The sequence below is a fragment of the Chitinophaga sp. Cy-1792 genome (assembly GCF_011752935.1).
In the GTDB taxonomy this organism is placed as follows: Bacteria; Bacteroidota; Bacteroidia; order Chitinophagales; family Chitinophagaceae; genus Chitinophaga.
Map to the genome: position 1 here is coordinate 3114637 of NZ_VWWO01000001.1, position 21945 is coordinate 3136581.

Genomic DNA, 21945 nt, shown 5'->3' on the forward strand with positions numbered 1-21945 from the left:
TACTGGTGGCCGTGTGGCATTATTTAGCGTTGTTCATTCTTTCCTCAACGAGGTAGTGGTTGCGTTCGCTGGCGTTTCTGGTAACCAGTTCGCCGATAAATCCGGTCAGGAACAGCTGTGAACCTATGATCATGCTCAGGAGGGCGAGGAAGAAGATAGGTCTGTCTGTCATGTTGTATTTATCGTAGAAGATTTTAGCTAAGCTGAGATAGCCTGCGATGATAAATCCGACGAAGAAGAACAGGGAACCGAGTGCACCGAAGAAGTGCATGGGTCTTTTCCCGAACTTGCTGATAAACATGATAGTAGCGAGGTCGAGGAAGCCATTTACGAAGCGTTCCAGGCCGAATTTGCTGGTACCATATTTACGGGCGCGGTGTTCTACTACTTTCTCGCCGATGTTACGGAAACCGTTCCATTTGGCGATAACAGGAATATATCGGTGCATTTCCCCATAAACCTCTATGGACTTCACGACTTTTTTGCGGTAGGATTTGAGGCCGCAGTTCATGTCATGGAGTTTTACGCCACTCATACGGGTGGTGGTGTAGTTATAGAGTTTGGAGGGCAGATTTTTGGTAACGGCGTTATCGTAGCGTTTCTTTTTCCAGCCGCTGACGAGGTCGTAGCCGTCTTCTACAATCATTTTGTAGAGTTCGGGGATTTCGTCGGGGCTATCCTGGAGGTCGGCGTCCATGGTGATGACAACATCGCCCTGGGCGGCGGCGAAGCCTTCGTTGAGGGCTGCGGATTTGCCGTAGTTGCGTTGGAATTTGATGCCTTTGATGTTAGGGTTTTCGGTACCGAGTTGCTGGATTACCTGCCAGGAGGTGTCGGTGCTGCCATCATCCACCATCCATACCTCGTAGGTATAGTTGTTGGCTTGCATGACGCGATCTATCCAGGCTGCCAGCTCCGGTAATGATTCTTCTTCGTTTTTTAAAGGAACGATGACGGATATGTTCAGGCTCATTATTATTTTCTCCTTGAAATAGAATATTGCTGTATTGAGCGTATAATTATTTTTTTCTTGATGCCACCGCTGCGCCGACCAATGCAAAAACAGCTCCGAATACCAGTGGATAGAAGATACCGGTGCCGATCATCACGGGGAAGAAGCTTTTCCTGTTCATCTCCAGTTGTTCATCTATCTGGCTTTGGGACATGTGCTGTGCAATCATATCCTGCCGGGCCAGTTCCAGGTTATGTTCCCTGGCAGCCGGGTTGACGATATACACGAGCGCTGTGCCCATTACGGTAATCAAAGCTACTACTACAGCGGTTCTGAAGCCGGTGGCAAATATAGTCCCAAAGGTGGCTGTTTTATCTTGTTTTGCATAGGCAATACATGACACGATCACTCCGATGAGGAGGATGGGCATTCCGATCATTTTGGCCCAGCTTTGGGTATCCAGGTGTAAGATAACCAGAATTAAAGAAAGAACGATAATAACGAGGGCTGTAATCAACCCATATTTAACATGTTTTTTTTCCATCAGGTATTAATTAGGTGATGACCGGGGGCTATTTAAACAGCTGGCCGTTGTTTACTACAGCTACAGGTTTACCTTTCAGCTCGCTTCCGATAAAGGCTGAGTTTTTAGACCTGGAGGCGATGTCTGCTTCGGTGAATGTCCATTGCTGGTCAGGATTGAAAACGGTCAGGTTAGCGACGGCACCTTCCTGGATAGCAGGCTGGGTGAGGCCGAAGATCTGACGTGGTTTTTCGGAGAGCATAGCCAGCAGCTGTTCGAGCGGTACTTCCGGCAGGTGCTTGCGCAGTACGCCGAAGGTGCTTTCGAGGCCGATCATACCATTTTTTGCATATTCGAACTCCAGTACTTTAGCGTCCCAGTCCTGTGGCAGGTGATGTGTGGCGAAGCAGTCGATAATACCGTCTTTAACGGCGTCCTGCAGGGCTTTAACATCATCATCGGTACGCAGCGGAGGATTTACTTTAAAATTGGAATCGTAGTCCATCAGGGCAGCCTCGGTAAGGGAAAGGTGGTAAGGTGCTACGGAGCAGGTAACCTTGATACCTTCTGCTTTGGCCCTGGCAATGAGTTCTACAGATTTACGTGTAGAGATGCCCGTTATGTGGAGGCGGGAATCGGTATACTTTGTCAGTTCAAGATCGCGCTGGATAATGAGTTCTTCGGCGAGGGCCGGTTTGCCGGGCATACCCAGTCTGGTAGAGTAGATACCTTCGTTCATCAGGCCATGGGCAGATATGCTGGTATCATCCGGGAGCTGGATTAGCGTGCCGTTAAAGGCTTTGATATACTGGAGGGCTTTCAGGAGCAGGCCGGGAGACTGAATAGGTTTCCAGCCGTCGGAGAAAGCTACAGCACCGGCTTCATGCATTTCGTACATTTCTGCGATGCCAGTGCCTTCCAGGTTTTTGGTAGCGGCGCCGATAGGGAGTACATTGACTACGCTGTGGCGCGATTTACTGAGTACATATTCGACTTGTGGTTTGGTATGAAGCGCTGGCTGGGTGTTAGGAACCACCATGACAGTAGTATAACCACCTTTAGCAGCTGCCTGAATACCGGAATTGAGATCTTCCTTATGTTCCTGGCCGGGATCGCAGAAATGAGAGAAAATATCCATCCAGCCGGCGGAAACATGCAGGTTGTCGCCCGAAATTACCGAGGCATGGCTGTCTTCCAGGTGATTAGCGATCTGTTGGATGACACCGTTATGAATGGAAATGTCTTTTTGCTGCCCGTGGAAAGGAGAAGAAGGCGCTAAAATCTTTACGTTTTTGAGTAATATGTGCATCTGTATGTACTGAGCTTTATATCGAAACCGATCCAAAAATACAGTCGCAAATGTATGATAAAACTGTTAATCGGAGAGGGCCAACTATACAAATAAGCCGATACATCCATGTTGGTATGGTTCTTGAAAATGTTAAGACAGCAGATCAAAAATCAATAGCGATGGATTATTTAACAAACCTAATCAACAGGATATGCGACCGCTCAGATCAGCTTCACGATTCTCAGACTATCAGCTGGCAGGCACTCAGAGAGGCAGAACAACTGGCCAACCACGCCTATATTCCGACCTTATATCAGTTTATTGAAAATGAACCAGATAAAGAAAAACGCCGGGCCGCAGGTTATATCATTGCCCAGTTAGCCCGTAATACCAATGAACCGGAAGTAATACGATTTCTTATCGACCGCCTGCGGATGGAGCAGGATGCCGATATGGTCACCGGTATTCAGCAGGACCTCGAACGTGGGTTGCCTATCCCCGGATATATCAATATTCAGCCATTACTGAATAATACCCTCAGCAATAACGCCAATGTGAGAAGGTCCGCCCTGCTGGCGCTGCGCCAGACGAAAAACCCGGCGGTGGAAGAATGGGCACTACAGGTTTTGCAACGTACTGTAAATGAGTATGATATATATTATATAGCGCTTTTGTTGCATAAAATAGCCACCCGTAAGAGCCTGCAGGCGCTGAAAAGGCTGCTGGAGCATTCCAGGCAGGATATCCGTAGTATGGCTTTCGCCACCATTGCAGATATAGAAAGAGAGAAAGAAGTGATGTTTTATACCCGTAACCTGATGCGCGGCCAGCTGAAAACAGAAGCGATGGAGGCTATTTACAAATACGGGGATGAAAATGCTATTCATGCGGTGATCAACCGCGTTACCGACCTTCTATCAAAAAAACGCACCAACGTACCTCACCTCAATATAGACGCAGTAAAAAGCGGTTTCACTGATCTTATGCTGGGTATGGAATATCTCTGGAAATTCAGGACAGTAAAGGCGGAAGTAAGAAAAACCTTCTCCTGGATCAGAGAAAAACGCTCCGAATATTTACTGCCGGAAGAGCAGGAATGGATGCAACGCAACTGGCAGATGACCTGATTTCGCGTGGTAAACACTACCGTTTTGGTTACATTCGCATCCTAAAACTCAAAAAAGGATGAAAAAAGCGTTCCTGGTGCTTTTGACCGGATGTTTAGTGAATGCCTGGCAAAACACCTATGCCCAGCAGCGGATGTATACCATGTCGGAAGCTACTAACGGCCTTCGTATGGAGCTGGCTCCTGAAAGACTGAAACTCTTTGAATGGGTACCCGACGAACAAGCCTATACAAGAGCCATCACCGGCAACGGAATCAATGCCTGGGTGAAATACAGCGTTCCTTCCATGAAAGCAGACACCCTGCTTACTGCCGCTACACTTAACCAGCAGCTCTCCGGCTCCAGAACGTTTAACAGTCTGCCTGCCCTCCACTGGATCAATAGTACTACTGCCTGGTTTGCATTAGGCACACAGCTATATACCGTTACACCGCAAAATGGCAAATGGACAGCCGCCACCTGGTGTGAGCTGCCAGCCGGCGCCGAAAACATCAGCGTAAACAATAAATCCCGCCAGATCGCCTGGACCGTTAACAACAACCTTTTCCTGCGTACCGCTGATGGTCAGACACATAACGTTACCAGCGACAGCGATATCAACATTGTGAACGGCAAAAGCGTACACCGCGATGAATTTGGTATCAATGGCGGTATTTTCTTCTCGCCAAATGGCGATCTGCTGGCATTCTACCGCATGGACCAGCGCATGGTAAATGATTACCCGATTACCGACTGGTCGGTTACGCCTGCCAAAGCAAATATTATCAAATATCCCATGGCCGGTGGCACTTCTCATGAAGTAACACTGGGGGTATATCAGCCTTCTACCCAAAAAACAGTATTCCTGAAAACAGGCCTGCCTGCAGATCATTACCTGACCTGTGTTACCTGGGCCCCTGATCAGCAGTCCGTATACATCGCGATACTGAACCGCGAACAGAACCACCTCTGGTTAAATCAATACAGTGCCACTACCGGTGAGCTGGTAAAAACACTGTTTGAAGAAACCGATCCAAAATATGTGCACCCCAGCCATGCGCTGGCCTTTGTGCCTGGAAAAAATGACCAGTTTATCTGGTATTCTGACAGAGACGGCTATACGCACCTATATCTCTATAACACCAATGGCCAGTTACAGCGTCAGCTGACAAAAGGCAACTGGGTAGTAAACGATATCCTGGGATTCCAGGCGGCCTCCAATGAAGTAATTGTAAGCACTGCCAAGGAAAGTCCGATGGAAAAACACCTGTATGCTGTGAACCTGAAAACCGCTGCCATGCGTCGTATCGATGATGCTGCCGGCTGGCACGAAGCACAGGTAAGCACCGACGGTAATTATGTACTGGATACCTACAGTTCCGCCAATGTGCCTGCTGTGGCACAGGTGCTGGGTGTTAAAACAAAATTCAAACAACAACTGATCGAAAGCGCAGACCCGCTGAAAGCCTTTAATCGCCCGGAGATCAGAAACGTTACGCTTAAAGCCGACGATGGTACTCCGTTGTATGGCAAACTGATCCTGCCAACCGATTTTGATTCTACCAAAAAATACCCGGTGATTGTATATCTCTATAACGGACCTAATGTACAACTCATCAAAAATACCTATCCTGCCAGTGGTAACCTCTGGTATGAATACATGGCCCAGCATGGTTATGTCGTATTTACCATGGATGGCCGAGGCAGTGCCAACAGAGGAATGGCTTTTGAACAGGCTACTTTCCGTCAGTTGGGAACAATGGAAATGAATGATCAGCTGCAGGGTGTCGCCTATCTGAAATCATTGCCATATGTAAATGCTGATAAGATGGGTGTACATGGATGGAGCTTCGGTGGTTTCATGACTACTTCCCTGATGTTGCGTCATCCGGATGTTTTTAAAGTGGGAGTTGCCGGTGGTCCGGTGATCGACTGGAGCATGTATGAGGTGATGTATACAGAACGTTACATGGATACGCCGCAGGAAAATCCGCAGGGTTATGCCGATAATAACCTGCTGACCAAAACAAAAAATCTGAAAGGGCACCTGTTGTTAATTCATGGTACCAATGATGATGTGGTGGTTTGGCAGCATTCCATTAAGTTCGTGAAATCCTGTGTAGACACAGGTACGCAGATGGACTACTTCGTATATCCGGGACATTTACATAATGTGCTTGGAAAAGACAGGGTACACCTGATGCAGAAGATTACAGATTATTTCGATTTATATCTGAAATAAGATAATTATATCAGGAGATATTAAAAGCAGGTCATCACGACCTGCTTTTTTTGTTTTATACAGCTGTATTTCTCTTTAAAATCCACTGCTTTTGTGCGTAGGGAAAAATTTTTTAAAAAAATAATGATTTGCCTTCACCCTTTTTTGCCATTTCGTTGCCTATAGCATCGGTCAGCATCCAAGACAGGTTTTTATCCGTAGCAGACCTTATGAAGCTATAGTCAGGAGTCATGTGTAACAACTATTTTATTGAGATAGGGAGTGGTAACTATGTCAATCATGCATAAAGCAGAAAAAGCTGATGATAGAAATTAACCGGGATTTATTTCTACTTTGCGGGCATATAAACAGAGGTGGAAAGTGGATTATGTATCAACCAAATACAGGTGAAGCCGTTTCATTTGAAGAACAGTTCAGGCTACACTATCGACTCCTATGCACAGCCGCTTATTATGTAGTGAACGATGCAGAAGCTGCCAGAGATATAGTACAGGACTTCTTTCTCTATTGCTGGAAAAAACGGGATACCATTCAGCTGACACACGATTTCAGGAGCTATGCCTTGAAAGCCATCAGAAATGCTTCGCTGAATTACATAAAGCAGTCGGATAAAATGACACTGGAGGAAACCCATGTGATGGAGCGGCTATTGCATAAATTTCCTTCGACGGATGTGGAGGAAGAAGAGCGGCGGAATGCAGCCTTATGGGCCGCCATATCGAAAATGCCGGAACAGCGGCGGCGGATTTTCCTGATGAGTACCCAGGAGGGAAAGAAATATAAAGAAGTGGCAGCCGCACTGGACATTTCTATCAATACAGTAAAAACGCAAATTAAATTGTCTTTGCAGTTTTTGAGAAAAGAATGTGCCTGGATGGCAAAATTAATCACCATACTGATAACCTTGTGGATATGAATAGTAAGGATAATGAAATGGGGATAGACTGGGATAAGATCCTGGATGGGATGGATGACAACCATATCCCTGCACGCCTTACGCCGGAAGAGCTGGAGCTATTGGCTTCGGCAAGGGAAATGCAGGCCAGGCTGGGGGCGGACCAATTTGCGCCGGAAGACGGCTGGGCATTGTTTGAACAACAGCGTAAACAAAAGAAAGTAAAAATATTCAACCTGTTGAAAGTGGCTGCAGCGGTGTTGTTACTGATTGCTGGCGCCGGCTGCTGGTGGATGATGAGCGGATCCGGACATGCCAATAAAAAAGTACAGCTGGCAGACCAGCTGCCAACAACAAAGGTACAGCTGAAGCTGGGAGACGGAAAAGTGATCACCATAGATAAAGATACACAGCTGCTGCAAAGCAGTATGGTAAAAGTAGATGCCGGAAAGAACGCCATCATTTATGAAGCGGGGAATACCGCAGCTGCCGCCACCATCGATACGCTTGATATTCCTCGTGGTGCCCAGTTTTTTTTGCAACTGGCAGATGGAACAAAAGTATGGTTAAATGCAGCTTCCCGGCTGATTTACCCGGCAACTTTCGATCAGCATACAAGAGAGGTATATGTTAAGGGAGAGGCCTATTTTGATGTAGCACCTGATAAGAATCATCCGTTTATAGTACATGCAGGTGATGTAGATATGAAGGTTTTGGGAACTGCTTTTAACGTGAACAACTATACGAAAGATGTGGTGGCTACTTTGGCTAGCGGAAGAATAGCGGTACAGAAAAAAACGGGAAGCGTTTTGCTGGAGCCGGGACAACAGGCCGTTTACAGTGGAACACATGGTGGAATTGGTACACAGTGGGTAGAGGTAAGCACTTATACTGCCTGGAAGGATGGGGAGTTGTTTTTTGATGATGCCACTTTAGCAGATATCACTACTGTTTTAGCAAGAACCTATGACTATGATTTTCATTTTGAAAATCCGGCGGTGGCAAACATCAGGTTCACACTGGATATGAACCATACAGCGTTGTTGCAGGATGTATTAAATAAAATCAATCAGAGCGACCGTAAAGTGAAATTTGAGGTTAATGACAGAGTTGTAACTGTAATATATCAACCATAATACCAGCATTTAACAATGCAATAGCAACGTATAGTTGCCTCGAAACATCTTAATACCATACTAATGAGTAAAATTTCCGGCTTGTCCTTCCAACGGAGGGGGTGGGCGTTGTATGCCTGCTGGGCACCTATTCTATTAATTTTCCTGCTGCTCCATGGTACTGTAGTATCTGCACAATCCAATTATGTTTTGTCGCAAAAGGTTTCCTATAAGGTTACCAACCTGCCTATGGGAAAGGCTTTGAAGGAACTTCGTACTAAAGCAAAGCTGAAGCTTTCGTATAACACAGCGCTGATCAGTCAACAGCCATCTGTAACCATTGATGTGAAAGACGTTTCACTGGGTGAGTTGTTAAAGAAACTTTTATCTAACACTAACCTTGTATATGAGCTGGACCCGACAGGTGGTATTACCATTTATGAAAAGGAAACGCCATCAGCGGCTAATATTTTGAAGGATAGCCGGGAAACGAGAACCTCGGTGGTGTTAATGGGAAGGGTGACAGATCCGAGCGGCAACCCGTTGTCCGGCGTCAGTATCCGGGCCAATGCCTCTAAGTTAATGACGGTAACTCAGCCAGACGGTCTTTTTACCCTGGTGCCTTATCCGAATGAAGAAATCATTTTTTCCAGGCTCGGGATGAAATCGCTGGTATACAATGTAAAGGCTGGTGTTGAAGGTTTGGTCGAATTTAAAATGGATACCGTTGCCAGGGAAATCAAAGAGGTAGTGGTAAATGGATACCAGAAAATTGATCCACGTTTGGCGACGGGTTCTGTTTTTAAATTGAAGGCAGCAGATATTATACAACCGGGAGTTGCCAGTGTAGATCAGATGTTGCAGGGAAAAGTACCCGGTATGATGATCGTGAATACAACGGGTAGCGTAAATGGAAAACCTACCATCAGGTTGCGTGGTACGTCTACGTTGCTGGGAAATGCTCAGCCTTTATGGGTGATAGACGGTATGGTTCGCCCTGACCCGGTAGACATCTCTTCTGCAGTATTAAATAATATGATCAGCAGTGCTTCTCAATCGAATTTCGAATTGATGGGCAATGCGATCAGTGGATTAAATCCTTATGATATTGAGAGTATTACAGTACTGAAAGATGCGGCAGCTACTGCTATTTATGGGACCAGTGCTGCGAATGGCGTCATTGTGGTGACTACCAAACGTGGTAAATCGGGGCCTGCACAAGTGTCATATAATACCAGTGTAAGTTATACCGGGCGGCCTTCTTACAATAGATTGAATTTGATGAATTCCAAAGAGCGCCTGGAATTTTCAAAGCAGATGCAGGAAGATGGAATTATAAATAGTGGCGTCACGACAGGTGTAAAAGAAAATATTTCCTACGAAGGTTTGTTGCAGGATTTGTATGCAAGAAATATTGATGAGGCAACTTTTAACCAAAAAGTGGCTGCCATGGAAACCCGTAATACAGACTGGTTTAAGCTTCTATTCAGAAGCCAGCTGAGTATGCAGCATTCATTGAGCGTAAGTGGAGGAAATGATAAAACCACTTATTATGCCTCATTGAACTATACCAACTTTTACGGCGCTGCTACCAATGATAGTAAAAAAACCTATGGTGCAAATGTCAATCTTCATTCCCGTTTGAGTAAGCGGCTGACTTTGGATGTTACGCTCAACAGTAACTTCAGTAATTCCACTGGTTATTACAGGTCGGCTAATCCATTGGGATATGCTTTACAAACCAACAGGGGATATAGTCCGGATGCTTTTTATCCGCAGAGAATGTCAGTTAATGGGGATTCTTATGGCTACCTGGATATCAGGAAGCAGTTAAATGCATTGAATTTTAATATCCTGAATGAGATAGCGCATACAGAAAATACCAGCGCTACCAATTCAACCAGTTTGAATGTGCAGTTAGATTATAAGATTGGCCATGGCTGGTTTTTCCGTAACAGTTCGAGTGCTATCATTAATAATGCCAGTGGCATGTCTGCGGCTGATGATAAATCTTATTACATCGCCAATCTGAGAGGATGGAATTATGGAGAGACCCCGGATATCAAGAGTATTTTTTTTATGGGTTCAGTCATTCCTTATGGTGGGATTGCTGATATGATTACCTCTTCCAGCAGAATGTTGAGGATGGTCAATACACTGGAATATAGCACCAGTGTATTTAATAACAGGGACCAGGTCAATTTTTCCATTGCTAATGAAGTAAGCAGCCAGCAAGGTAATAGTATCTATTCTACACAGCCTGGTTATTTTCCTGACAGAGGCAAGGCATTCTTTCCTGCAGATGTATCCAGGAAGCAGATAAGTAATACTACTATTATGAATGATCTGCAAAACACCGTTTCATTATTCAGCACGGCAGCGTATAATCTGATGAACCGCTACATTTTTAGTGGAACGATCAGAAGTGATGGCTCTAACCGATTCGGTCAATATTCAAACGGAAAATTTTTACCTAACTACAGTATTTCCGGACGTTGGAACGCCGCAGCAGAAAAGTGGTTCCCGGTTGGTGCTGTTATCAGTGATTTAGGATTCACCGTATCTTATGGTACACAAGGAAATGTGGTGAGTGCGGTAGGACCTGAGCTCATTGCTACTTATGCGTCAAATGGATCGGCGGATAGCTATACCAATGTTCCATATCTCCGTATCAAAACATTGCCATATCCTAATCTGCGCTGGGAAAAAACCGGCCAGTGGAACTTTGGTACCAATGCATTCTTTCTGGATGGGCGCCTGACATTATCAGTTGAATACTTCCGGAAAAAAACGGTAGACGTACTGGATAATATAGATATACCACTGGAATACGGGAGAAGAATGATGTATCGGAATGGCAGTGATTTATTCAATAGTGGTGTGGATGTTTCCATCAATGCTACGCTTATCAGAAGAAAGTATGCCAGATTTTCGATGAATTTTATCGCTGGTAAGGTCATTAACCGGGTATCTGATCAGGCCTATCTCAGTAATTATGCTTATTTATTTACCGGAACCGGGCACCTTGCAGGCAAGGCGGTATCAGGATTCTATTCCTATATTTTCAAAGGGTTAGATCATAATACCGGATTGCCAACTTTTGATAAAATAAACCAGGCTAAAGCCAGTATACCGGATTCATTCCTGGTGTATTCCGGACAGACCTTTCCGAAATTCTCCGGTAGTATCACACCTACCTTCACCTACAAATCTTTTTCTATCAGTGCATCGCTCTATGTTAGCCTTGGAAGTAGCAAACGCCTGAATGATCCTTATCTGAAGGCAATGGAGGTAGGCGTTCTTCCTGCACCTTATACCAATGTGACACGTGATTATTTTAATCGCTGGAGAAAGCCTGGTGATGAGCAACATACCAATGTTCCCGCGATGATGGGTATGGCGCCATATGAAGACTATTTAATAATACCATATGCTACGTTGGACGCGCAGGGATTGCCATTAATCAATAAGGTTAATCCTTATACCGCGTATAATTTATCGGATATAAGAGTGGTGCGTAATGATTATCTCCGCTGTAATGCCATCAATATCAATTACGGTATTCCGGCGTCTATGCTGGCGAAATATTACATAAAAGGTGCTACTGCCGGATTTTCAGTAAATAATGTATTTACCATTGCCAACAAACAGCTGCATGGTCAGGATCCTGAAATTGACGGCGTTGGCAGTTCTGCACTGCCAAAGATGAGACAATACGCCTTTTCATTGAGCGCGACATTCTAATAAAAATATTTAATCCTTCAGTATGAAGAAACTGATATTGCTACTTCTGGGAACTTTAAGTTTAATGTCGTGTAAAAAATTCCTGCGGGAATATTCACAAACAGAAGTTACTCCTAAAACTGCGGCCGACTTTGGAGAGATCCTCTATACAGAAGGATATCCGGTAGGAAGTCAGCTCTTACAACCATGGATGGTTTATCTGACAGATGATGTGCAATGTTATTATGCGCCCTTTATAGCTGGTGAAGCGGGCACAGCACGCGATTTCTATCAGTGGCAACCCAACTTCGATAACACGGCTCCTTCAAAAGGATATCCCACTGTAGATACCTGGGAAGCGTATTACAGGGTATTGCTGGGCACCAACGTTGCATTGCAGTACCTCGATAAATCAATCGGTACACAGGCAGAGAAAGATCAGTATAAAGGGGAAGCCTATACGTTAAGGGCATTTTATCATTTTATGCTCGTAAATATTTATGGCAAACCCTATAACGATTCTACTACTACCCCTGACAAGAGCCCGGGTGTTCCGTTAAGATTATCCGCCAATTTATCTGATCAGTACCTGGCAAGGAGTACCGTGAAAGAAGTCTATGAGCAGGTCGAAAAGGACCTGGATAGTGCCATATATCTGATGGAGCTGCATAAAAGTAAAGTAGAAGCCTATAGGATCTCCTACCTGGCAGCTCATCTCCTGGCGAGCAGGGTATATCTCTATGAAGAAAAATGGGATCAGGCAATCAGCCATGCAGCGGTGGTTATCAAAGACCATCCGCAGCTGATGGATTATAATGAATGGATTGGCATAGACGATATATTCGCCAAGCCATTAACAGGAAGAGCTAATATAGAAACGATATGGTGTTATGGAAATGTAAATGAACAGAGCCTGCCGCCATATGGTACCTGCTATAATATTTCGCATGATCTGGCTAATTGTTTTGAGCCAGCTGATTTGAGAGCCCAGGTATCCATTATGCAGACGCCGGATGAATTGAAGTCTATTTTTGCCTTTGACTATTCCTCCCAGAAAAATCTGACGGGTGGGTTAACTGGTGATAATGGTCTCACAAATACCTGGAGAAGTTCAGAAGCCTACCTGAATATTGCAGAGGCTTACATACAGATGTACCGCATGAAGGGAGATGCAACAGCGGGTAGTAAAGGTTTGCAGGCTTTGAATACGCTGCGACAGGGCAGGTTTATGCCGGCAGACTTTAAACCATGGACATTATTGCCTGCCACTGAAATGCTGGATAGCTGCAGATCGGAGAGACGCCGGGAACTGTATGCAGAGGAATGTCACCGCTGGTTTGATCTGAGAAGATACGGCATGCCATCTATCACACATGCTTATCTGCCTGCCGCAGGCGTTACCGAATATTACAAATTGCAACGCCGCGATCCGCAGTATATCATGTCCATACCGCAAAGCGCTATGACCAGAAACCCTGCATTAACACCAAACCCGACTATCTCAGGATTGAGAAAAGCAGAATAATCTTCAATAATACTGTTTATGAAAATATTTTATTTGCTGACAGCAGTTGTTTTACTGACAGCGTGTAACAAAAAAGAAGACCTGACGGCCAGTCCGGCAGCACCGTTATACAAAATTCCTCAGGGGACAGCAGCATACGACGATACCATTTTTTCTATATACAAGAAGTATGATACCTATATCCTGTATAAGTTTTCGCAGGTAGATTATGCTTACAATTATACCGACAAATTATCCGACAGTGCTTTTGCGGCAAACCCGGCGTATATCCCTGCGGTGCTTGACCTTTTTAAGAAGGAGGTGCTGAACCGGTACCCGGATTCAATATTGAGAAAAACTTTGCCTATAAAGGTTTTACTGGCTTCGTATATAGGTACAGGCGGCAACCGTAATGTAAAAGGGTTTTCCAATACGAGAAGTATGCTCTGCATTGGCTGGGCAGATAGCACGCTGGTGTCTAAAAGTCCTGCTGAATTAAGAAAGATCAGAGGAAGCCTGCACCGGAATTATTTTGACAGGGCATTTAAGGCAGTTACCCTGACAATTCCTCCGTCATTTGTGGCTTTGTGTCCGCCTGATTATAATGCGATGATTGCCACTACACAATACTCCTTTGGCATTATAGAGCCAATATTACCAGGACAAATCAGCAATATGATGGTGGATTTCCTGGGATATGTAGAGTATATCGCCAGTCATTCAGAGGCTGAAGCTACAGCTGAAATATTCACTCCAAAGGTAGATTCGAGGGGGCTCATTAAAAAGAAATATGCAGCTGTCGTTGATTACTTCAATAGCATGGGCATTGACTTACAGGCAATTGGTGCAGCGCAGTAAGTTATATCAGAAGATCTTCTTTAAAATATTTGAGATTATATGAAAATTTTTGACCGAAATAAAAGACTGCTATTCATTGGTGCTACCCTGACAGGTTTTGCAGCGCATGCGCAGATACCTTCCAGTTCAGCAGAGATACCGGCTTTTAGAAAAGGAACCGTTGCAGCGACCATTTCTAAAGTAAAAAAAATGCATTATCATCTGAGGGCGATTGATAATGTCTATAGTGAAAATGTCTGGAACAGTTTTATCCAGACATTAGATGTAAACAGAAATATTTTTCTCCAGGAAGATCTGGATAGTCTGGCCGGATTTAAACAACGTATTGACGAGGATTTTAATGAAGGACAGACAGCTTTCTTCGATGCAACGTACGCTATATACAATCGCAGACTGAAAGAATGCAATGATCTCTATAAAAAAATCTTAGCTAACCCTTTTGACTATACGATTCAGGAATCAGCCATTCTGAACAGAAAAAAACTTCCTGCTCCAACCTCGTTGAAGGAGCGGGAAGATCTCTGGCGGAAAAGGCTGAAGTATACTACCCTGAATAATTACCTGGAACTGGAAGCTGCAGGAGGAGAGGGAGCTAAGCAACTGAATAAAGTGGATCCGGTACTGGAAGCAAAATCCAGGGAGAAAACGCGCAAGGCGCTGGAATTATTTTTCAAGAGAGTGCTGACGGAGAAGTATGCTAATGAATTGTTTACCCAGTATATGGCAGTAGCCATGATGGAAATAGATCCGCATACAACATTTGCCGGGCCTAAGGATGATAAACTGGACCAGCAGCTTAACAAAATGTATTATGGTCTGGGAATGGAGTTAGGTGTAAAGGAGGCTGATTACTTCGTTAAACGGATGCTTCCTGGCGGGGCTGCTTTAAAAAGCGGTGTGGTAAAAGAGAACGATAATATCATTGCAATTTCTGATGTAAACGGACAAATGCAGTATGTGAGCGGACTGGAGTCCACGGAAGTGTCGAACATGATCCGTGGTGATAAGGATACGGAGGTAAAGCTCACGCTTCAGCAGCCGGGCGAAACTGCCAGAACGGTTACTGTCAGACGTGCACAGGTAAATGATACAGAAAGCAGGGCAAAAAGTGCCATTATTGAACAAAATGGCAAGAAATTCGGCTATATCTACCTGCCAATTTTTTATATGGACCAGTCTGGCGGTGCGGGTAATGGTTCTGCTGCTGATATTATAAAGGAAGTAGAAAAACTGAAAGCGCAGGAAGTAGATGGGATGATCATGGACCTGCGTGGCAATGGTGGCGGAGCGCTTGACCAGGTGGTGAAAATGTCTACCGCCTTTTTGCCTGGCGGACCTGTGTCGTGGCTTCGTAACCAGAATAGTATCGATTGCTATTCGATGACTGCTACCAAAGCCAATTATGAAGGTCCGCTGACGGTGATGGTAGATGAAAACAGCGCTTCTGCATCAGAAATATTTGCAGCTGTCATGCAAGACCGTGGCCGTGCTATTATTGTAGGCTCTTCTTCTTCCTATGGAAAAGGAACTGCACAGAGAACATTGAACATTGGAAAAATGGGTGACCCAGCACTTGGTACTAAAGATGTGAACTATGGAAATATGCGGCTGACAGTAGAGAAATTTTACAGGGTTACCGGTAGTGCCACACAGCTAAAAGGCGTTATACCGGATATCGTTTTGCAGGATCGTATCAGCTTCCAGGGAAGCAGGGAGAAAGACTTTCCTTCCGCGCTGCCATTTGATTCTGTCATCCTTAAGCCATTTGAAAAACTGGCATTCCCATTCAATTATGACAGCGTTGTAGCAAAGGCAAAAGAAAGAATAAAGCATAACACAGCTTTCAGCAATATATCCTCCAATTCAGAAAAGCTGAATACTTTCCCTGACCAGCCAATGTCTTTGGAGTTCGTGGCATTCCGGCAGCAGTATAAGCAGATGGAAAAATACAAAAAGGATATTCAGGTTAACAGAGAGCTTCCTGCAGCACATTTACTGCATATCTCTCCTTCCATTTACCGTAACCTGAATCCGGCATTCAAATCACCTGAGAATGAGGTATCTCCCAATTATTCAATTATGCTGGATCGCCTGGCAAAAGATGTATACCTGGCTGAAACCATTGCAGTGTTGGCGGATATGGTCAACGAAACAAATAAATAGCAATCACCCGTAACAAGATATTTAAATCGTCTACCTAAAAAATTTAAAAATGAATAAAAAATTTCTGACACTAGTATTGAGTGTGAGCGGCTTTACAGCTTATGCACAAAAAGGCGCCATTATTACAGGTGAGCTTAAGAAAGCTACTGATGGCATGAAAGCGGTGTTATACGAACCTTATTCCGGTGAGGTAGATTCGAGTATCGTAAAAAATCACAAATTTAGTTTTACGATGCCGATGCCGAAAGGAGGTAGCGTATATCTTATACAGATCGGCGATGCGAAGGATTCGCTGAATAGTGTTTTTTACCTGGAAGATGGTAAAATGCAGATAAAGGGTAATGACTTTAATGATGCGAAATATACAGGTGCTCCATGGGTGGCGGAATGGCAGGAGATAGATAACAGGCTGAATATCGCGGTGGGTGAAGGTAAAAAGCTGGAGGACCTGGAAGCTTCCTATCATAAAGCCATGGAAATAGGAGATGAAGATAAGGCAGATCTCTACCTGAAAGAAGCCACGGCCCTGACCATGAAAAGACATGAATTTTTTAAGGACTGGATTTCCAGACATAAGAACTCAGGTGTATCTGGCTATATTCTGACCTGTTATTACCAGGCGAAGAATGAAAGAGATTCTACGATCGCAACACTTGGTGAACATGCGGTGAACAGTCGCATTGTGCAGCGTTATCTGCATCCTGGTAAAATAGACCCAAGTCCTTTAAGTTTAAAAATTGGCGACGGTGGTGCGGATGTACCTGGAGTGCCTCATAACCTGAAAGTGGGCGAAGTGGCGCCGGCCTTCACTATCCCGGATGTAAACGGAAAAATGATCTCACTGGCCGATTTTAAGGGCAGATATGTATTCCTGGATTTCTGGGCCAGCTGGTGCGCGCCTTGTGTGGCACAGGTGCCTGCACTGAAATCAATGTATGCAAAGTATAAGAGCCCTGCTTTTGAAATATTGGGCATTTCCCTGGATTCCAAACGTGAAGGCTGGCTGCATGGTATAGAAAAACATGAACTGCCATGGATAAATGTTTCTTCCCTGAAAGGCTGGAGTGAGCCTGCTGCAGGCGCTTATGGTGTATCTGCTATTCCGCAGAACGTATTGATTGGCCCCGATGGTAAAGTGGTGGCGAAGAATTTATATGGTGAAGACCTGGATAAGAAAATCGGTGAAATCTTAGGAAAAGAAAATACGCCTTCGGCTAAAAATATCACTTCTTCCAAATAATCAAATTCATTACTACATGAAATATTTTCTCAGGCTTGTTGTGTTGCTGCTGGCGCCATTGGTAACGTTTGCAGACGATGGCTTTGTCATAAAAGGTAAGGTCAGTGGTATTATCAGTGGTTCGGCTTCTGTACAACTACGGGAGGAAGGACCTGATGGTTCCATGAATACGGTAGTTTCACCGAAAGTGAAAATTGAAAATGGTGTATTCACTTACAGCGGAAAACTGGACCATCCGCAGCAGGTAATTCTGAAGATTAGTACAAAGAGTTTCCTGGTCTTTCTGGAAAATGTCAGCTATACCATTGATGGGGATTTCAGCACACTTACTGCCGATAGTTTGAAAGGTGGTGTCGCAAACGCTGCATACCTGAAATGGAAGAAAAGTGAGCTGTCGGCAAAGGAATACCTGAAAGCTAACCGGGGAGAGGTTGTGGCGCCGTTTATTGCCAGAATGTTAGCCTTCGATTATGATAACACCGCAGAAGTTTATAACCTGCTTACGGCTGAAGGTAAGCAATCCTATTACGGCAAACAGTTAAAAGAAAAACTGAATGACTATGAGAAGGTGAGTGCTGGTAAGCCTATGAAGGACTTCAAAATGACTGATCCTTCCGGTAAACCTGTTTCTATGAAAGATTTCTCCGGTAAAATCGTCGTGATGGATTTCTGGGCATCCTGGTGTGCACCTTGTCTGGCCTACATTCCAAAGATGCGTGAGCATTATAATAATTTCAAAGATGCAGGCGTCGTATTTCTGAGTGTGTCTATAGATGAAGATGTGAAAAAATGGAAAGAAGCGATGGCAGCGCAGCATATGGAATGGGGGCAGGTTGTCACTCCCGGCGGACTTTCACCAAAAGAGGGTGTTACACCGCTATTCAGCATCACCAGTATTCCACATGTCATGATCGTTGGCAAGGATGGAATGATTGCTGCCAATCTGGATTTCTCGCATAAGGAAGAAATCGAAACTATTTTGAAGCGATTAACAGGTAAATGATTAACTGAGTTTTCCCCGGAATAATGAATAGGCTGGCCAGCAGTAGTATACTGTCTGGTCAGCCTTTTTTTATGATAGCAGTAATGGTGCTTTTGCCGAAGAAATCCGATCATTTACCGGGATTTTATATTTGTCAGCCGATGGCAGATTGTCCGGAAGATGCTGTCTGCCTAGTTTTGAAGCATGAAAACGACCAAAACCATTCTGATATCAGGCGCCAGTATCGCAGGGCCTGCACTTGCCTTCTGGCTGCATAAATATGGATTTGATGTTACTATCGTTGAGCAGGCGCCTGCCATCAGGCCAGGGGGCTATGCTGTTGATTTTCGCGGGGTAGCATTATCTGTATTAAAAGAAATGGAACTCCTGGAGGAAATTAAGAAATTTGAAACACGTGCCGGTAAGATTAATATAGTAGATAAGCATAATGCTAAAGTAGGGAGCTTTCCTGATGCATTTACCAGTGGTGAGCTGGAAATAATGCGTGGAGACCTGGCCAATATCTTGTATGAAGCCACCAGGGAAAATGTCCGGTATATTTTTAATGATAGCATTACATCGCTGACAGAGCATAACGATTGTGTAACGGTGACTTTTAAACAACAGCTGCCATGTGATTTTGACCTGGTAATAGGGGCCGACGGATTACATTCCAAAGTGCGTACGATCGCCTTTGGAAGTGAAGCGAAATGTGTATCGCACCTGGGGCTGTATGTGGCCATCTTCACTACGCCCGACTTCCTGAAATTAAATATGGATGGTGTTTTCTATAGCACATTGGGTAAACGTGTAGGCGTATTTGGTGCGAAAGAAGGTACAGAGGCGCGGGCATCTTTCTATTTTGCAGATAAGGATATTCCCTATAATTATCGGGATATCAGTCAGCAAAAGCAGATAGTAAGAGAGAAGTTTGCGCGGGAAGAATGGAAGGTGCCGGCATTGCTGGAGATGATGGACAATGCGCCGGACTTCTATTTTGATGCGATCAGTCAGGTTAAAATTGACAGCTGGTCGAAGGGTAGGGTGGCGCTTTTGGGGGATGCGGCACATTGTGCTTCTCCTATGTCGGGCATGGGGACGAGTCTGGCGGTATTGGGTGCTTATATTCTGGCAGGAGAACTGAAGGAAGCTAATGGTGATTATCAGCAGGCATTTGCCAGTTATGAAACGCAACTGAGGCCAATGGCAGAGCGTTGCCAGCAGATGGCTGACGGCGCCGAATGGTTTGTACCCAGCACCTGGTTGAAATATTGGATGAGCCAGCTGATGTGGAAGATATTACCATATACCCCCTGGAAGAATATGATGATAGAAATGCCCAACAGGATTGCCAATTCGATCACATTGAAGCAATACGCATAAAATATATCCATAACGAAGAAAGCTGCCCCAAAAGCCTTCTTTTGCTTTTTGGGCAGCCTTTATCAAAATTGCGCCACCATTATTTTATTTCGCCGGTATTACCGTTTTTAAAGCCTACAGGCGCATATTGTATATTTTCAAAAGCAGTTTCACAGGTAGCGCTGAGCGGCGCCTGTGAAGAGAAGCCTACCCTGATGTTTCCACCAGGATTAAAGCGTACCATTCTTGCGCAGAACCATTCTTTCCCATCCAGGGAATAGAAAAGCCCGTATACAGGCCCATTTTTACTCAGTCGCATATAGACTTCATTTTTCGCAGCAACGGCGTTGTTGCAATCATCTGTTACTCCATCTGTAACCCCTGAGCATACGGCATACTTGCCGTAATGGCTGAATTCAAACAGGAATTTGATGTAATGCGTGGTGTCTGCATATACGAAGATAGCGCCGCCGTCATAGGTTTTTCCAAAAGCTACTTTTGTTTTAGTAGTGATGGTGAAATTAGAATCTGGCTGAAACAGCAGGATAGAAGCAGAGGTGGCTTTGAAGCCGCCATTGGGTGCATGATAGAAATCTGTTTCTTTCGGTGCAAATAAATGCAGATTATTTCCTTTGATAATCGTTTTAGCAGGCTGGTTTATCCAGCTGCCTTTGCCAGGCATACCTGCAATTTGTATAGAATCAGAAAAGTTGGTAGCCTTTGCACCAAGCACGGTAAAAAGGAATAGTAACGTGAAAGCATAAACGCTTTTCATAAAAAGTGGGTTTGAAATAAAAGATGGCAAGGCGTTGCGAAGGATGCGGTCCTCTGCAACGTGTGCGTTATTAAGGCTGACCTTTGGTCAGTTTTTGCAGTATTGGCAATATATGATCTGCGAAGGCTTTCATGCCTAAATCGGAGGGGTGTATACCGTCTACAGTGCCTTCATGGTCAGTACCGATAAAGTTTTCAGCAGTTTTGTAATAGAGATGTTTAACCCCCGATTTTATCAGCTCATCATAGGCTTTTTTCAGTTCGGCCTGTTTTTTAACAGCGATATCCATGATAGCTGGCTGGAAGAAAGCTGCCTCATAAATATAGTTCTCTACCAGCAGTACCGGTACATCGGGTTTTTTAGCGCGGAGCTGTTGCACGAGTTTTACGGCACGTTCGTGGATCAGTTCCGGTGCGGTATTGGGGCAGCAGTCTATCACGTACAGGGCGGGATCTGTTTCGAGCAGGATTTCGCCTACAGCTGCTTCAAACATACCATTGCCGCTGAAGCCGAAGTTGATGATAGGGCGTTGCATTTCACGCACCAGCATATTGGTGTAGGCCAGTCCGGGGCGGGAGGCACAGCCACCTTGTGCGATACTGCTGCCGTAGTAAACAATAGGTTTTTTATTGAGCAGATGTTGCGTGGCAGGCTGGGTAATTTCTGCTTCCTTGTTGATGCCGATGGATAAGGAATCTACGCCATCATATAAGGGGAGGAAGAGCAGGTATTCGCGGTATTCGGGTTTGCCGCCGCTGAAGAGTGTTTTCTGGTTGTTGGCGGTAGCCTCCGGAACGCCGCTATTTACGAACTGCCATTTTTCGCCAACGAGTGCATAGAGATCGAGCCCGCGCACACCGGTAGCGTTCATGTTTTGCAGGTTTCCTATGTTTTTCACTTTCCATTTGCAGGTGATATTGGAGGCATTGGAGCGGAAGCGGATGGCAATCCCGGCGGAGTTGAGGCCCAGTGACCATATCTCCGGACGCACCGTGGTTTTGAATTTTTCTGGTATCCTGTTGTAGTTGGCTTCGTGGTGGTATTTATCTATGACCGGAAATTCAAGGGCATCGTGAAATACCAGGTCTTTGGCGGCTTCCTTGTTCTGTGCCTGCAGCATGGTTGATAATAGTACCGCCGGAATCAAGGGCTTTAGCCAGCGTAGGAATTTTCTTTTCATTATTGAAAGGATGTCTGATAGAATAATGGGAACA

At 44.8% G+C, this 21945-nt stretch carries 16 protein-coding genes; 11 read left to right on the top strand and 5 right to left on the bottom strand.

Going from position 1 to position 21945, the window contains the following annotated elements; translation table 11 throughout:
- Positions 1-19: 19 nt before the first annotated feature.
- From F3J22_RS12685 to F3J22_RS12695, 3 genes are read right to left on the bottom strand one after another with little or no spacing between them, the layout of a single operon-like run.
- On the bottom strand, positions 20-973 hold the full coding sequence (locus F3J22_RS12685) for a glycosyltransferase family 2 protein (protein ID WP_240155043.1): 954 nt from the start codon (positions 971-973) through the stop codon (positions 20-22).
- Between the two features lie 46 nt (positions 974-1019).
- Positions 1020-1496 (bottom strand): DUF4199 domain-containing protein, encoded by a 477-nt coding sequence (locus F3J22_RS12690; protein WP_167017666.1) that lies wholly within the window; start codon positions 1494-1496, stop codon positions 1020-1022.
- A 28-nt stretch (positions 1497-1524) separates the two neighbouring features.
- Complete coding sequence (locus tag F3J22_RS12695; RefSeq protein ID WP_167017668.1) at positions 1525-2784, bottom strand: dihydroorotase family protein; 1260 nt, start codon at positions 2782-2784, stop codon at positions 1525-1527.
- A 161-nt stretch (positions 2785-2945) separates the two neighbouring features.
- On the opposite strand from F3J22_RS12695, the gene F3J22_RS12700 reads away from it, so the two are divergent.
- The 11 genes from F3J22_RS12700 (at position 2946) to F3J22_RS12750 (ending at position 19977) form a co-directional block, all read left to right on the top strand.
- Positions 2946-3893 carry a HEAT repeat domain-containing protein gene (locus tag F3J22_RS12700; RefSeq protein WP_167017670.1) on the top strand — a complete coding sequence of 316 codons (948 nt, stop codon included), beginning with the start codon at positions 2946-2948 and terminating at the stop codon, positions 3891-3893.
- 58 nt (positions 3894-3951) lie between these two features.
- The gene (locus F3J22_RS12705; protein ID WP_167017672.1) at positions 3952-6114 is read left to right on the top strand and encodes a DPP IV N-terminal domain-containing protein; all 2163 of its coding nucleotides are present in this window, start codon (positions 3952-3954) and stop codon (positions 6112-6114) included.
- A gap of 367 nt (positions 6115-6481) precedes the next feature.
- Positions 6482-7030, top strand: a complete 549-nt coding sequence (locus F3J22_RS12710; protein WP_167017674.1) for an RNA polymerase sigma-70 factor — start codon at positions 6482-6484, stop codon at positions 7028-7030.
- Complete coding sequence (locus F3J22_RS12715; protein ID WP_167017676.1) at positions 7027-8145, top strand: FecR family protein; 1119 nt, start codon at positions 7027-7029, stop codon at positions 8143-8145. Before F3J22_RS12710 ends, F3J22_RS12715 begins: the two co-directional genes overlap by 4 nt.
- 63 nt (positions 8146-8208) lie before the next feature.
- Positions 8209-11868, top strand: coding sequence for a SusC/RagA family TonB-linked outer membrane protein (locus F3J22_RS12720; protein WP_167017678.1), 3660 nt, complete (start codon positions 8209-8211; stop codon positions 11866-11868).
- 22 nt (positions 11869-11890) lie between these two features.
- Entirely contained in the window at positions 11891-13372 is a 1482-nt protein-coding gene (locus F3J22_RS12725; RefSeq protein WP_167017680.1) for a RagB/SusD family nutrient uptake outer membrane protein, read from the top strand.
- 18 nt (positions 13373-13390) lie between these two features.
- Positions 13391-14209, top strand: a complete 819-nt coding sequence (locus F3J22_RS12730) for a hypothetical protein (protein WP_167017682.1) — start codon at positions 13391-13393, stop codon at positions 14207-14209.
- A 39-nt stretch (positions 14210-14248) separates the two neighbouring features.
- Positions 14249-16372, top strand: coding sequence for a carboxy terminal-processing peptidase (locus tag F3J22_RS12735; protein ID WP_167017684.1), 2124 nt, complete (start codon positions 14249-14251; stop codon positions 16370-16372).
- A 49-nt stretch (positions 16373-16421) separates the two neighbouring features.
- A complete protein-coding gene (locus F3J22_RS12740; RefSeq protein WP_167017686.1) occupies positions 16422-17612 on the top strand; it encodes a TlpA disulfide reductase family protein in 1191 nt (396 codons plus the stop codon).
- Between the two features lie 16 nt (positions 17613-17628).
- Positions 17629-18615 carry a TlpA disulfide reductase family protein gene (locus tag F3J22_RS12745; RefSeq protein ID WP_167017689.1) on the top strand — a complete coding sequence of 329 codons (987 nt, stop codon included), beginning with the start codon at positions 17629-17631 and terminating at the stop codon, positions 18613-18615.
- Positions 18616-18798: 183 nt separating this feature from the next.
- Entirely contained in the window at positions 18799-19977 is a 1179-nt protein-coding gene (locus F3J22_RS12750; protein ID WP_167017691.1) for an FAD-dependent monooxygenase, read from the top strand.
- A gap of 79 nt (positions 19978-20056) precedes the next feature.
- Here the strand turns inward: F3J22_RS12750 and F3J22_RS12755 are convergent, their stop codons facing one another.
- Positions 20057-20731 (bottom strand): DUF1349 domain-containing protein, encoded by a 675-nt coding sequence (locus F3J22_RS12755; RefSeq protein ID WP_167017693.1) that lies wholly within the window; start codon positions 20729-20731, stop codon positions 20057-20059.
- 70 nt (positions 20732-20801) lie between these two features.
- Positions 20802-21911, bottom strand: a complete 1110-nt coding sequence (locus tag F3J22_RS12760) for an SGNH/GDSL hydrolase family protein (RefSeq protein ID WP_167017695.1) — start codon at positions 21909-21911, stop codon at positions 20802-20804.
- Positions 21912-21945 lie beyond the last annotated feature (34 nt).